Source organism: Cedecea neteri, from assembly GCF_000757825.1.
GTDB classification, from domain to species: domain Bacteria; phylum Pseudomonadota; class Gammaproteobacteria; order Enterobacterales; family Enterobacteriaceae; genus Cedecea; species Cedecea selenatireducens.
In genome coordinates this window covers 4,719,562-4,732,948 of sequence record NZ_CP009451.1, presented here as the reverse complement: position 1 = coordinate 4,732,948, position 13,387 = coordinate 4,719,562, and the positions used below count along the sequence as shown (strand labels likewise).

Below are 13,387 nucleotides of genomic sequence, written 5' to 3'. Positions count from 1 at the left end.
GGGCGAGGAATGATGAATGGCACAAAACGACGTTTTTAAAGCAGCGGCAGAGACCGAAAATCTGGACCAGCCGGCCCCTTTTTATGAAAGAGTCAAAATCATTATTAAGACCAACATTCATAGCGGGCTGTGGCCGGTAAACTACCGCGTGCCATCGGAAAGTGAGCTGGTGAATCAGTTCGGCTATAGCCGCATGACCATCAACCGCGCCCTGCGCGAGCTGACCGCCGAAGGCCTGCTGGTTCGCATGCAGGGTATCGGGACATTCGTCGCCGAAGTTCGTGGCCAATCCGCGCTGCTGGAAATCAACAATATTGCCGACGAAATCGCCAGCCGCGGGCACCGTCATCACGCTCGCGTGCTGGAGCTAACCCAGGTCTATGCCGACGCGCAGCAGGCGATGGCGTTCAATTTACCTAAAGGCAGCCGCCTGTTCCATTCGCTGATTTGCCACTACGAAAACGGCGTGCCGGTGATGCTGGAAGACCGCCTGGTGAACTCGCTGATCGTCCCGGACTACTTCCAGCAGGATTTCACCCGCATCACGCCCAACGCCTATCTTTCGTCCATCGCGCCTATCGTTGAAGGCGAGCACATTATTGAGGCGGTGAACGTGCCTCGCGAAGAGTGCGTGTATCTGGAAATCGACGAGCACACGCCTTGCCTGCAGGTTAATCGCCGTACCTGGACCGGGCGGCAGAACAAAAAAATCGTCACCAGCGTGCGCCTGGTTTACCCCGGCTCGCGCTACCGCCTCGAAGGAAGCATGCATAAATGATCCAGCTTCTGCCCTACGAGCAATGCCCGGAAATGCCATGGAAAAACGGCCAGGGCGTAACGCGGGAGATTTACCGCTGCCCGGCAACGAATGACTACGACTGGCGTATTTCGGTGGCGACCATTCGCCATGACGGCCCCTTCTCTCGCTTCCCCGGCTACCTGCGCAACATCAGCGTGCTGGAAGGTGAAGGCATGTATCTCACCGTCGACGGCGAAAAGAGCCCGCTCATCCCACCGTTCCAGGCCACCGATTTCAACGGTGAAAGTGACGTCTCCTGCATTATTCAGGGCGGCCCGCTGCTGGACTTTAACGTCATCTATAAGGCAGACGCTACTAAAGCCGCTGTCAGCTGGCTGCGAGAAGGCACCTGGACGCACCAGCAGGGCACGCAGCTGCTGTTTAATGCGGGCGAATCGCTGGAGATTGACGTCAGCGGAGAACGACACGTTTTGCAGCCCTACGACAGCCTGTTGATTAGCGCCCCGGCGACAATCCGCGTGGTTTCCGCGGCTCCTTCCCTTTTTGCGCGCGTCACCCTTAGCGCATAAAAAAACCGGCAGACTGGCTGCCGGTTTCACCTCTACTTCAGCTTATCGCCCCTTAAACTCAGGCGACTGCTTATTTTTAAACGCCGCCAGCCCGGCCGCCCTGTCCTCACTGTCGGCTATCAAAGCAGAGAGCGATCTTTCATAGGCCACGCCTGCGCTGAGCGGCATTTCATAGCTCGCCGCCACGGCTTTTTTAATCATCATCGCCGCCAGCGGCGCGGCTTTAGCCACCTGATTTGCCAATATTAACGCCTGCTCCTCAAGTGAATCCGTCACGCGGCTGACAAGCCCGGCACGCAGGGCTTCCTGCGCGTCAATTCTTCTGCCGCTCAATAGCATGTCCATCGCCAGCGACTTGCCGACGGCGCGCACCAGCCGCTGCGTACCACCCGCGCCGGGAATAATACCGATGTGGCTTTCCGGCAGGCCGAAGACCGCGCTTTGATCGGCGATAATCATGTCGCACAGCAGCGCCAGCTCCAGCCCTCCGCCGAGGGCGTAGCCGGAGACGGCGGCAATCAGCGGCGTTTCGATTTCCGCGACCCTGTCCCACTTCTCGCTAAACCCACTGCGCCACAGCGTCGTTGCCGAAGCGGAAGCCAGCGTGCCGGTATCCGCTCCGGCAGAGAAGGCTTTGGGGGAGCCAAACAGAACTATCGCTCTGACGTCCGCTCGCCCGTCCAGCTCCTTTAGCGTGCTGACCAGCTCATCCAGCATTTCAGCGGTTAGCGCGTTATATTTTTGCGCCCTGTTGAGGGTGACCACGGCAACAGCGCCGTCCACGCGGGAGAGAATATCACTCATGCTCATTGCTCCCGGTCAGGTGCCTGACCGTTTCATCACGCTTGCGCATTGCGGCTGAGGCTGCCTCAGCGGTCCAGGCATAAAAGCCCTCGCCGCTTTTTACGCCGAGTTTGTTGTCGGCCACCTTCTCTTTCAGCCAGGCAGGTAATTGGCTGCTGTTATCCAGCGCAGGCAGCAAGATCCCGGCGACTTTTTCCACCGTATCCAGCCCGGCAAAATCCATCAGCTTCATCGGCCCCATCGCCGCCCAGCGCGGAGCAAGGGTTCTCTGCACCGCACGGTCGACATCCTCCACAGAACCAATCCCGGCATCCACCAGATAAAGCGCCTCGCGCAGCATCGCGTACTGCAGCCGGTTGATAATAAAGCCCGGAATATCCTGATTAACGGTGATCGTCTCTTTGCCCAGCTGCTGGCAAATATCCCGCACCCGCAGGCAGACCTCGTCCGCCGTGTTTTCACCGCGCACAATCTCGATCATCGGCATGGTGTCCGCCGGATTAAACCAGTGCATGCCGATCAGCCTCTGCGGCTGGCTCAGGGCCGACGCCAGCAGCGTGATGGACACGCTTGAGGTGTTGGTGGTTATCACGCAGTCAGCGCTAACCTGCTGTTCGATGTCATTCAGCACGCGCTGTTTCAGCGCCACGTCCTCGGCCACGTTTTCAGAAACCAGGTCAGCGTCGGCCAGGCAAGCCTCCAGCGACGTCGTGAATGCCACGTTTTCGCTGGCAGCGAGCGAGTCCACAATAGTTCGAGCTTTATCAAGCGTTGATTCAGAACGCGACCACAGGCTAACGCGGTAGCCCGCCCTCGCCATAACAACGGTGATTCGCGCGCCCATCGTTCCGGCCCCGACCACCGCCACTTTCTTTATTTGCACCATTTACGTTCTCCGCCGGTTAAATTACGCCCTGCGCCTTTAACTGCTTAAGCGTTGCCTCGTCGATCGCCAGTAATTCTTGCAGCACGCTTGCCGTATGTTCGCCCAGCGCAGGCGGCACCAGCGCGGGCTCTGCCGTCATGGCGCTCATTTTCACCGGCTGCGGAACAATAGATATGTTGCCTGCCGTCGGGTGTTTCACCTGCTTAACAAGCTCGCGCTCTCGCGCATAATCACTGGTAAGGATTTGATCGAGGCGCAGAACGGCGGAGGCCGGAACGCCTGCGCTGTCTAGAATGGCCTGCGCATCATTGACGGTTTTATCAGCCAGCCAGCGCTCTATTTCTACACGAAGCGGCTGCTGGTTAGCCAGGCGCAGCGGGTCCGTGAGATACAGCGGATCGCTCGCCAGCTCGGGCTTTTCCATCGCCGAGCAAAGCTGGCGGAACAGCTTGTCGTTGGCGACCGCAATCACGATGTGGCCATCCTGAGCAGGATAGCTGTCCATCGGGGCACTGATAGGATGCGCGTTCCCGAGCCGCCCGGCGGGAGGCTGGCCGCCAATCCACTGGGTAAGGGAAACCATTTGCATCGTCACCATGGTATCCAGCATCGAGACATCAAGATGCTGCCCCTGGCCGCCGATCCCGCGCTGCAGCAGCGCGGCAAGCACCGCCCAACTGCCGTACAGCCCGGCGACCACGTCACCAATGGCATCGCCAACTCGGGTTGGCTCCCCTTCCGCCCAGCCGGTGACCTGCATAATGCCGCCATAGGCCTGCACGATGTGGTCGTAAGCGGCTTTGTGCGCCATCGCCCCTTGCTGCCCAAACCCGGAAATGCTGGCATAAACCAGCCGCGGATTAATCTCCTGCAGCGTCGGGTAGTCGATGCCGAGGCGTTTGGTTACGCCCGGCCGGAAGTTTTCCACCAGCACGTCGGCCTGCGCCACCAGCTGCTTGAGGATGGCTAACCCCTCCGGGGCTTTTAAATCCAGGGTGACGCTTTTTTTGCCGTGGTTAAGCTGCATGAAGTAGCTGCTTTCCCCGGCAATGTGGGGGGTGAAGCTGCGGGAGTCATCCCCGCTGCCCGGCATCTCAATCTTGATGACTTCGGCCCCCAGATCGTTCAGTAAGGAAGCGCACCACGGGCCGGCCAGCACGCGGGATAGATCAAGCACTCTGATGCCTTTTAGCGGCTGTAAAGCTTCACTCATGTTCTGACTCCTCAATAAGGGAGAGCAGCCTTTGGCTCAGCTCGCCTTCGGCAATCAAATCCCGCACGGCATGCATGTCCGGGTACAGCGCGGTGTCCGTCTCGCGGAACGGCACAAGCTCGCGCACCATGCCCAGCGTCAACTCCGCGCCGACGGAGGCACGCAGCGGGCGATGGAACTCCAGCGCCTGGCTGGCACACAGCAGCTCGATGGCAACGATATCCACCGCATTGCTCACCGCCTGCAGCGCCTTGCGAGCCGAAGAAACGCCCATGCTGATATGGTCTTCCTGCCCGGCGCAGGTGGTGACGGTATGCACGCTGGACGGCGCGGCCAGGCTGCGGTTATCCCCTGCCAGCGCGGCGGCAACGTAAGGCGGGATCATCATGCCGGAGTTAGCGCCGCTTCTGCCAACCAGGAACGCCGGCAGGCCGCTCAGGTGCACGTTGGTAATACGATCGGATCGAGCCTGAGACGCCGTGCTGACCTGGGCAATGGCTATCGCCAGAGAATCCAATGCCAGCGCCAGCGGGGCACCGTGGCCGTTGCCGCCGGGAAGAATAACCAGCGCGTCGTCTTCGATAAGGAAGACCGGGTTGTCGGTGACCGAGTTCAGCTCGATGGTGACAATCTGGCGGCAATGGGCGAGCTGGTCGCGCACCGCGCCGTGGATTTGCGGAATACAGCGCAGGCTCAGAGCATCCTGTACGCGGTGGTCGCGGTAGCGGGCAAAGATCTCGCTGCCGCTGAGCAAGCGGCGCAAAATCGCGGCGGTTTTTTGCTGCCCGTCGTGCGGACGCAGGGCGTGCAGCCTTGCGTCGTAGCCACGGGTGTTGCCCTTCAGCGCTTCAAGGCACATGCCCCCCGCCATATCCGCCACCGGCAACAGGCGCTCAAAATCATGCACGGCCAGGCACGCCAGCCCGGTGATTTCATAGGTGCCGCTTATCAGGGCATGACCTTCACGCGGGCCAGGGATTCGAGGGGCAATGCCCGCCTTTGCCAGGGCTTCGGCGGACGGCAAAAGCTCGCCCTGATACCAACACTTCCCTTCCCCAAAGAGAGAGAGGCCGATATGCGCCGTCGCAATTAAATAGCCAACCGAGCCGCCCGCAGGCGACCAGGGCGTGACCTGGCGGTTAAGCATTTCGGCCATGCGTTTCGCCAGCCCGGCGCTAACGCCGCTGTAGCCCTGCAGCAGCGACTTCAGCATCACTGCCATCATCGCGCGCACTTCACGCCCCGACAAATCTGGCCCCATTCCACAGGCGTGGCTGCGCAGCATGTTCAGCTGCACGCTGGCAATCTGATCGGCAGACAGGCGCTCCGTCACCAAATCACCCACCCCTGTGGTCAGCCCGTAAATTACCTGCCCTTCATCTATTGCCCGGCGAATATAGCCGCTCACGCTGTCCATGTTCGCCAGCGCTTCTTCGGCCAGCGCGACCGGAGCCCCGTCGGCAATGCGCACTAACTCTTCGATAGTGGTCTGCGCTCTGCCCAGGGTCACGGCCTGATGCAGGTGAGCGGAGGAGCCAGTTTGTCTTGTCATTGTGCGCCCTTACTTGCTCAGGCCATGTTTAACCAGCCACTGATGAGCCACGTCATCAATGCTGGCGAATTCGGCAAGCTGCCCGTTCATGGCAATCAAATCTGCGGTGGTTAGCTGCGCAGACACTTTGTTCAGCGTGTTCTCAATCGTCGGGTTCAGCGTGGCGGTGGCGACAATCGGGACGATGTTTTGTGCCGCAAACAGGTTTTTCGGATCGGCAAGCGCCACCAGATGATCTTTCTGAATTTCCGGCGTAGTGGACGTTAAGTCAGCCGCCTGGATTTGATTATTTTTCAGCGCGGTCAGCGTCAGCGGGCCTGCGACATCCAGCACTTTGAAGCTCTTGAAGTTCAGGCCATAGACTTCTTTAAGCCCCGGCACGCCTTCATGGCGAGTTTTCCATTCTGCCGGGCCACCCAGGATGAGTTCTGCCGCGTGAGGCTTCAGGTCATCAATGGTTTTGAGCTGGTATTTATCCGCCGTTTTTTTGGTCACGGCGATAACGTCGCTGTTTTGCGCCACGGCGGTGTGCAGCATTTTCACTTTTGCCGGCAGCTTCGTCGCCAGCGCGGTCGCCACTTCATCAGAGCTGTGCGCTTTATTATTGGCGTCCAGGTAGCTCAGCAGCGCGCCGCTGTATTCAGGGATAACGTTAATGGAGCCGTCGAGCAGAGCCGGAATGTAGACTTCGCGGCTGCCGATATTCAGCTTCTTCTCCACGGGGATGTTTTGCGCTTCCAGGGCCCCGGCATAAATCGTCGCCAGCAGCTGGTTTTCCGGGAAATCAGCCGAGCCAATAATCACCTTCTGGCCCGAGTCCGCCGCCCACGCGGAGGAAACAACGGACAGCATCGCGGCACTCAACAGCGTCAAACAACGTTTCTTCATATTCATCGCGTTCACCTTGTGTAATTAACGGGCTCAACATCACTGGGTTTTGATACGTCGGGAAATACCGTGGGAAACCACATACTTCACCGAAAGGGAAAAGAACACATCCACAAGCAGCGCCAGCACGGCAACCAGCACCGCGCCGGCGGTCATCTGCGCAAAATCGTTGGCCGCACGGCCATCGATAATTAATCGGCCAAGGCCGCCCAGCGAGACATAGGCCGCGATGGTGGCGGTAGAGATAATCTGCAGCGTGGCGCTGCGAATGCCGGAGAGAATGAGCGGCGTGGCGCACGGAAGCTCAACCTGCGTCAGCACCTGGAACGGCGTCAGGCCAATGCCTTTGGCGGCATCATGCACGCTCGGGTCAACGGAGCGGATGCCCGCATGCACGCCGAGCGCTATCGGCGGCAGCGCCAGCACCACCAGCACGATGATGCACGGGAGAATAAAGGCCATATCCGACTCGAAATAGCCCGCCATCAGGATAACCAGCAGGATAATCAGGCCAAACGAAGGCAGCGAGCGCAGCGCGTTGGTGGTGCCAATCAGCAGCGCTTCGCCCTTACCGGTATGGCCGGTGTAGCAGCCCACCGGAAAAGCAATGGCAATCGCTATCGCCAGCGCCACGGCGCTGTAGCCAATGTGCTGTGCCAGCAGCGGGAGAATACCGTCATCGCCATACCAGTGGCTGAGCGTAAAGAACCAGTCAGACATACATTATCCCCTTATTGGCTGCCAGCGGCTTAAAGAGCGGGTGACGGCGACGACCACGCAGTCAAGGACGAAAGCCAGCACGATACACAGCACGATGCCGGCAATAATCGGCGTCAGAAACTGCAGTTGAAACCCCTGGGTAAACAGCGACCCCAACTGCGGGGCACCTATCAGCGCGGCGACGGAAACAATACTGACGTTGGAAACCACGGCCACGCGCATCCCGGAACCAATGACCGGCACCGCCAGCGGCAGGTCAACCTGGAAAAACTGATGTATCGGCTTATAGCCGAGGGCAAAAGCGGACTGCCGGGTGTCAGTGGGCACCGAGTCCAGCCCGTCACACACCGTTCTGACCAGCAGCGCAAAGCTATAAATGGTCAGCGCCACCACCACGTTAATCGGGTCAAGGATTTGCGTATTGAGCAACGGCGGCAGCAGCACAAACAGCGCCAGGGACGGGATGGTGTACAGCAGCCCGAACAGGTTAAGGATGACGCCCTTTACGCGAGGCATGCTGTTCACCAACCAGCCGGCCGGGATCGCCAACAGCAGGCCAATCAGGATTGGCGTGACCGAGAGATAAAGGTGCCACAGCAGTAAATGAAAGATTTTGTCGCTTTGCGCCCACAGCCAGTCAAATTTCATACCGCCTCCCGCGCCATGGATTTACACGCGTCCAGCACGTGATCCAACCCCAGCGTGCCCAGCACTTCGGCGCGGTCGTCAATCACCACGGCGCGGTGGCACGGTGAGCTGAGCGCGGAGTCCAGCATCTGGCGCAGCGTGCCGCTTTGCGGGTAAAAGGTGGCGCCCAGATTAATGTGTTCGGGGACAACGGCCTCGACCTGCTGATGGGTGTCAAACCAGCCGCAGGCTTTACCTTCGCGGGTCACCAGCAGCCAGCGCTGCACCGCAATGTTGCGCGCCATTTCAATCGGCGTGCCGACCTCGGCAGTCGGCTCCGTCTGCATCGACGCCAGCGGCCCTGAATTGTAGAAACTCAGCTTGCGGTAACCCCGGTCACGGCCAATAAAATCGGCCACGAAATCACTTTGTGGCGCGTTAAGCAGCTCCCCCGGCGAGGCCATCTGCCCCAGCTTCCCACCGGGCTTCAGCACCGCCACCAGGTCGCCCAGCTTCATCGCCTCATCGATATCGTGAGTCACCATAATGATGGTTTTGCTGACTTCTTTCTGAATGCGCAGGAACTCTTCCTGCAGCTGATCGCGCACCACCGGGTCCACGGCGCTGAAGGGTTCATCCATCAGCATAAACTCCGGGTCAGCGGCCAGCGCACGGGCAACCCCCACGCGCTGCTGCTGCCCGCCAGAAAGCTGCCACGGATAGCGCTTTGCCAGCTGCGGAGCCAGGCCAACGACCTCAAGCAGCTCGCCTGCTCTTGCGCGGGCTTTGGCCTTGGCCATGCCGTTGAGGATCGCCGTGGTGGCGATGTTGTCGATAATGTTTTTGTGAGGGAACAGGCCCGCATTCTGGATAACGTAGCCGATGCGCCGACGCAGCTGCACCACGTCCATTTCTGCGGTGGACTCGCCGTTAAGCAGGATTTCGCCGGAGGACGGCTCAATCAGCCGATTAATCATCCGCAGTGACGTCGTTTTCCCGCAGCCTGAAGGGCCTACCAGCACGGTGATTTTGCCGCCGGGTGCGGTCAGGTTCAGTCCATCCACCACGACCGTTCCGTCGTCGTAAAACTTGGTCACATTGTTGAAAGTAATCATCGCTACGCCTCATGGTCATCTGGCTGCCGAAGAAATGAACGGCTGCGTAAAAAAGCTATGTATAGCATTGTATGTACAATCTGCAAAGCCTGTGCCATAACAAAAACGCAACATTGAAATAAAGACAATTTATTGTTTAAAAACAAATATATGTTCATTTTATTAAATTTTAAATGTGATCTAACCGTGATTTTTATCAGGATTAAACGGTGCCTTCCGAGCGGTTTACCAGCTATCTGAACTGCTCTTTTTGCCCTAAAAAGGATCAATCGCTTTGTAAAGAGCGCCAAAATAGTGCATCCAGGCGAGTTTTTAGCGGGATATATGATGTAACTATTGGCACCAAGAACAATAATTCATTGATTTTAAATATAAATAAATTCAATGTCGCGCCTGGCATCAAATATGCTAATCATGTATATACAAGCAAACGAAAAAATGACATGGTATTTTTCGTGAGCATTTCTCCGTTATCTCAAAACAAGGTGAACCCCCATGAAGAGTGAGTTTTCTCGTTATCGTGATGTTGAAATCAGGGCGCCACGCGGCACAAAGCTGAATGCAAAAAGCTGGCTGACGGAAGCCCCGCTGCGCATGCTGATGAATAATCTCGATCCGGATGTGGCTGAGAACCCGAAAGAGCTGGTGGTCTACGGCGGCATTGGTCGGGCAGCGAGAAACTGGGAATGCTTCGATAAAATGGTGGAGGCGCTGAAAGAGCTGAATGAGGACGAAACCCTGCTGGTGCAGTCCGGCAAGCCGGTTGGCGTCTTTAAAACCCACGCCAACGCGCCGCGCGTATTGATTGCTAACTCAAACCTGGTGCCGCACTGGGCAAACTGGGAACACTTTAACGAGCTGGACGCTAAAGGTCTGGCGATGTACGGCCAGATGACCGCCGGATCGTGGATTTACATCGGCAGCCAGGGCATCGTGCAGGGCACCTACGAGACCTTCGTCGAAGCGGGCCGCCAGCACTACAACGGCTCGCTGACCGGGCGCTGGGTGCTGACCGCAGGCCTGGGCGGCATGGGCGGCGCACAGCCTCTGGCCGCCACGCTGGCCGGTGCCTGTTCACTGAACATTGAATGCCAGCAGTCACGCATCGACTTCCGCCTGCGCACCGGTTATGTAGACGAACAGGCGAAAGATCTGGACGACGCCCTCGCCCGCCTCAAACGCTACACCAGCGAAGGTAAGGCCGTTTCTATCGCCCTGCACGGCAATGCGGCAGAAGTTCTGCCGGAGCTGGTAAAACGCGGCGTTCGCCCGGACATGGTGACCGACCAGACCAGCGCCCACGACCCGCTCAACGGCTACCTGCCCGTGGGCTGGAGCTGGGAAGAGTACCGCGAACGCGCCGCCGTTGAGCCTGCCGTGGTGACTCAGGCGGCGAAAGCTTCGATGGCAGAGCACGTGAAAGCGATGCTCGCCTTCCAGCAGCAGGGTATCCCAACCTTCGACTACGGCAACAACATACGCCAGATGGCAAAAGAGATGGGCGTGAGCAACGCGTTTGATTTCCCGGGCTTTGTTCCGGCCTATATTCGCCCACTGTTCTGCCGCGGCATCGGGCCTTTCCGCTGGGCCGCGCTGTCCGGCGACCCGGAAGATATCTACCGCACCGACGCCAAGGTCAAAGAGCTGATCCCGGACGATAAACACCTGCACCGCTGGCTGGACATGGCCAAAGAACGCATCAGCTTCCAGGGCCTGCCGGCGCGTATCTGCTGGGTCGGCCTGGGCCAGCGCGCCAGGCTGGGGCTGGCGTTTAACGAAATGGTCAGAAGCGGCGAGCTGTCTGCGCCTATCGTCATCGGCCGCGATCATCTTGACTCCGGCTCGGTGGCAAGCCCGAACCGCGAAACCGAATCAATGCAGGATGGCTCCGATGCGGTGTCCGACTGGCCGCTGCTGAACGCCCTGCTGAACACCGCCAGCGGCGCGACCTGGGTTTCCCTGCACCACGGCGGCGGCGTCGGCATGGGCTTCTCGCAGCACTCCGGCATGGTTATCGTCTGCGACGGCACCGACGAAGCGGCAGAGCGAATCGCCCGCGTGCTGAATAACGATCCGGCCACCGGCGTCATGCGCCATGCGGATGCGGGCTATGATATTGCTATTGAGTGTGCAAAAGAGCACGGCCTGAACCTGCCAATGCTGGCGAAGTAGTTCCTCTGTGGCGCGGCACTCGCCGCGCCCTGTCCTGATGAGAGAGATCTTATGCGGATTTTATGGCGCAATTGCCACATCACCACCATGGCCAACGGCCAGTACAATCTTATCGAAGATGCGGCTTTGCTAACCGAAGGCGGCAAAATTGCCTGGGTGGGCCCCTATAGCCAGCGTCCCGACCTGCCTTATGACGAAGAACGCGACCTGCACGGCAAACTTGTCACTCCCGGTCTTATCGACTGCCACACCCATAGCGTATTCGGCGGTAACCGCAGCCAGGAGTTTGAAATGCGCCTGAATGGTGCAACCTACGCTGACATTGCCGCGGCAGGCGGCGGCATCGCCAGCACGGTGAAGGCCACGCGTCAGGCGAGCGAAGCCGACCTGCTGAAAAGCGCCGGCCGCCGTATTAATGCGCTGCGCAAAGACGGCGTAACCACGCTGGAAGTGAAATCAGGCTACGGCCTCAGTTTTGAAGACGAACGCAAAATGCTGCGCGTGATCCGCCAGCTGGCGCAAAATCTGCCGCTGACGATTTACAGCACCTGCCTGGCTGCACACGCTCTGCCCCCGGAGTACAAAGACCGCAGCGACGACTTTATCACCGAGGTATGCGAGAACTGGTTACCCGCTTTGCATAACGAAGGGCTGGTCGACGCCGTGGATGCCTTTTGCGAACATCTGGCGTTTTCCGTCCCGCAGGTGGAACGCGTCTTTATGAAGGCCCATGAACTCGGGCTGCCGATCAAGCTTCACGCCGAACAGCTTTCGCTGCTGCACGGCGCGGGGCTTGCCGCCCGCCATAATGCGCTTTCTGCCGACCACCTCGAATATCTCTGCGAGGACGATATTGTGCTGATGGCCGGGCACGGGACGACCGCCGTCCTGCTGCCCGGAGCATTTTACTTCCTGCGCGAGACGCAAAAACCGCCGGTTTCGCTGCTGCGTAAACATCACGTGCCGATGGCTATTTCCAGCGATCTCAACCCCGGCACGTCGCCGGTACAGTCGCTGCGGCTGATGATGAATATGGCCTGTACGCTGTTTGGCCTGACGCCTGAAGAAGCGCTGGCGGGCGTGACGCTCAATGCGGCGCGAGCGTTGGGCATTAGCGATAAAGCCGGGTCGCTCGAAGCCGGTAAAGAAGCAAACTTTGTTGCCTGGGAGATAGAACATCCCGCCGAGCTCAGCTATTGGCTGGGCGGCTCGCTCTCCAAACAGGTTATCTATCAAGGTAAAGAGGTGTGGAATGATTAAGGGCTTTGAGCTTCATCAGGGTAAGCTGCCGCTGCTGATCAGCATGCCGCATCCCGGCACACAGTTAACGCCGGAAGTGGCGAACGGGCTGACCGGGCGGGCAAAAAAACTGGAAGATACCGACTGGCACATTCCAAAACTTTACCAGCCGATACGCGATCTGGGCGCCAGCATGCTCAGCGCCAACTACTCCCGCTACGTGGTTGATTTGAATCGCCCGTCAGACGATAAGCCGCTTTACACCACCGCCACCACCGGGCTGTACCCGGATATCTTTTTCGACGGTGAGCCGCTGTTTGAGGCCGGAAAATCTCCCAACGAGCAGGCCAGAGCCGACATCCTGACCAACATCTGGCAGCCTTATCATCAGGCGCTTGCTCAGGAACTCGCCCGACTGAAAGAAACCTTCGGCTATGCGATTCTGTGGGACGCACACTCCATCAAGTCCGTAGTTCCTCGCCTGTTTGAAGGCCGCCTGCCGGACCTTAACTTCGGTACAGCAGACGGTGCCAGCTGTAACCCGGCGCTGAGCGCTGAACTCCTGAAAACTAGCGAGCATTTCAACGGCTACAGCAAAGTGCTTAACGGGCGCTTCAAGGGCGGCTACATTACGCGCCACTACGGCGCACCGGAGCAAAACATTCATGCCGTGCAGCTGGAAGTGGCGCAGTGCTGCTATATGAACGAAGAGAGTTTCGCCTGGTCAGCGGATAAAGGCGCGCAATTCCAGCGGTTGCTGACTCAACTGATAGAGACGGCGCTGGACTGGGGAAAACGTCACCACGGCTAGCCCTCTTGACTTAATTTGTTAAAAGCGTACT

The 13,387-nt window shown here is 58.7% G+C and carries 13 protein-coding genes; 5 read left to right on the top strand and 8 right to left on the bottom strand.

Annotated elements, in window-relative coordinates; all coding sequences use genetic code 11:
- The first annotated feature begins 16 nt into the window (after positions 1-16).
- A complete protein-coding gene (gene hutC, locus JT31_RS22035; RefSeq protein WP_038482246.1) occupies positions 17-778 on the top strand; it encodes a histidine utilization repressor in 762 nt (253 codons plus the stop codon).
- Positions 775-1,329 (top strand): HutD family protein, encoded by a 555-nt coding sequence (locus JT31_RS22030; RefSeq protein WP_038482243.1) that lies wholly within the window; start codon positions 775-777, stop codon positions 1,327-1,329. The genes hutC and JT31_RS22030 overlap by 4 nt, the downstream gene beginning before the upstream one ends.
- A 42-nt stretch (positions 1,330-1,371) precedes the next feature.
- Here the strand turns inward: JT31_RS22030 and JT31_RS22025 are convergent, their stop codons facing one another.
- The 8 genes from JT31_RS22025 to JT31_RS21990 are packed head-to-tail and all read right to left on the bottom strand — an operon-like array spanning position 1,372 to position 9,134.
- Positions 1,372-2,133, bottom strand: coding sequence for an enoyl-CoA hydratase-related protein (locus JT31_RS22025; RefSeq protein WP_038482240.1), 762 nt, complete (start codon positions 2,131-2,133; stop codon positions 1,372-1,374).
- A complete protein-coding gene (locus JT31_RS22020; RefSeq protein WP_038482236.1) occupies positions 2,126-3,019 on the bottom strand; it encodes a 3-hydroxyacyl-CoA dehydrogenase family protein in 894 nt (297 codons plus the stop codon). The genes JT31_RS22025 and JT31_RS22020 overlap by 8 nt, the downstream gene beginning before the upstream one ends.
- Before the next feature lie 16 nt (positions 3,020-3,035).
- Positions 3,036-4,232 carry a CaiB/BaiF CoA transferase family protein gene (locus tag JT31_RS22015; RefSeq protein WP_038482233.1) on the bottom strand — a complete coding sequence of 399 codons (1,197 nt, stop codon included), beginning with the start codon at positions 4,230-4,232 and terminating at the stop codon, positions 3,036-3,038.
- A complete protein-coding gene (locus JT31_RS22010) occupies positions 4,225-5,784 on the bottom strand; it encodes an HAL/PAL/TAL family ammonia-lyase (RefSeq protein WP_038482230.1) in 1,560 nt (519 codons plus the stop codon). Before JT31_RS22010 ends, JT31_RS22015 begins: the two co-directional genes overlap by 8 nt.
- Positions 5,785-5,793: 9 nt before the next feature.
- Positions 5,794-6,678, bottom strand: a complete 885-nt coding sequence (locus tag JT31_RS22005) for an ABC transporter substrate-binding protein (protein WP_038482227.1) — start codon at positions 6,676-6,678, stop codon at positions 5,794-5,796.
- A 33-nt stretch (positions 6,679-6,711) separates the two neighbouring features.
- Positions 6,712-7,392, bottom strand: coding sequence for an ABC transporter permease (locus JT31_RS22000; RefSeq protein ID WP_038482225.1), 681 nt, complete (start codon positions 7,390-7,392; stop codon positions 6,712-6,714).
- Between the two features lie 3 nt (positions 7,393-7,395).
- Complete coding sequence (locus JT31_RS21995) at positions 7,396-8,040, bottom strand: ABC transporter permease (protein ID WP_038482222.1); 645 nt, start codon at positions 8,038-8,040, stop codon at positions 7,396-7,398.
- On the bottom strand, positions 8,037-9,134 hold the full coding sequence (locus JT31_RS21990; protein WP_038482219.1) for an ABC transporter ATP-binding protein: 1,098 nt from the start codon (positions 9,132-9,134) through the stop codon (positions 8,037-8,039). The genes JT31_RS21995 and JT31_RS21990 overlap by 4 nt, the downstream gene beginning before the upstream one ends.
- A gap of 495 nt (positions 9,135-9,629) precedes the next feature.
- Between JT31_RS21990 and hutU the strand changes: the two genes are divergently transcribed.
- Genes hutU through hutG form a run of 3 tightly spaced genes read left to right on the top strand, consistent with a single transcriptional unit; the run spans position 9,630 to position 13,356 of the window.
- Positions 9,630-11,306, top strand: coding sequence for a urocanate hydratase (hutU, locus tag JT31_RS21985; RefSeq protein WP_038482216.1), 1,677 nt, complete (start codon positions 9,630-9,632; stop codon positions 11,304-11,306).
- Positions 11,307-11,357: 51 nt separating this feature from the next.
- Positions 11,358-12,566 (top strand): imidazolonepropionase, encoded by a 1,209-nt coding sequence (gene hutI / locus JT31_RS21980; protein WP_038482213.1) that lies wholly within the window; start codon positions 11,358-11,360, stop codon positions 12,564-12,566.
- Positions 12,559-13,356: an N-formylglutamate deformylase gene (hutG, locus tag JT31_RS21975; RefSeq protein ID WP_038482210.1), complete on the top strand. Its 798-nt coding sequence runs from the start codon at positions 12,559-12,561 to the stop codon at positions 13,354-13,356. The genes hutI and hutG overlap by 8 nt, the downstream gene beginning before the upstream one ends.
- Positions 13,357-13,387: the final 31 nt, after the last annotated feature.

Bases quoted from the DNA above. Each gene is read 5' to 3' on its own strand.
- JT31_RS22015 (WP_038482233.1), bottom strand. From the start codon at position 4,232: ATGAGTGAAGCTTTACAGCCGCTAAAAGGCATCAGAGTGCTTGATCTA.
- hutU (WP_038482216.1), top strand. From the start codon at position 9,630: ATGAAGAGTGAGTTTTCTCGTTATCGTGATGTTGAAATCAGGGCGCCA.
- JT31_RS22025 (WP_038482240.1), bottom strand. From the start codon at position 2,133: ATGAGTGATATTCTCTCCCGCGTGGACGGCGCTGTTGCCGTGGTCACC.
- JT31_RS22010 (WP_038482230.1), bottom strand. From the start codon at position 5,784: ATGACAAGACAAACTGGCTCCTCCGCTCACCTGCATCAGGCCGTGACC.
- hutI (WP_038482213.1), top strand. From the start codon at position 11,358: ATGCGGATTTTATGGCGCAATTGCCACATCACCACCATGGCCAACGGC.
- JT31_RS22020 (WP_038482236.1), bottom strand. From the start codon at position 3,019: ATGGTGCAAATAAAGAAAGTGGCGGTGGTCGGGGCCGGAACGATGGGC.
- hutG (WP_038482210.1), top strand. From the start codon at position 12,559: ATGATTAAGGGCTTTGAGCTTCATCAGGGTAAGCTGCCGCTGCTGATC.
- JT31_RS21995 (WP_038482222.1), bottom strand. From the start codon at position 8,040: ATGAAATTTGACTGGCTGTGGGCGCAAAGCGACAAAATCTTTCATTTA.
- JT31_RS22000 (WP_038482225.1), bottom strand. From the start codon at position 7,392: ATGTCTGACTGGTTCTTTACGCTCAGCCACTGGTATGGCGATGACGGT.
- JT31_RS22005 (WP_038482227.1), bottom strand. From the start codon at position 6,678: ATGAATATGAAGAAACGTTGTTTGACGCTGTTGAGTGCCGCGATGCTG.
- JT31_RS22030 (WP_038482243.1), top strand. From the start codon at position 775: ATGATCCAGCTTCTGCCCTACGAGCAATGCCCGGAAATGCCATGGAAA.
- JT31_RS21990 (WP_038482219.1), bottom strand. From the start codon at position 9,134: ATGATTACTTTCAACAATGTGACCAAGTTTTACGACGACGGAACGGTC.
- hutC (WP_038482246.1), top strand. From the start codon at position 17: ATGGCACAAAACGACGTTTTTAAAGCAGCGGCAGAGACCGAAAATCTG.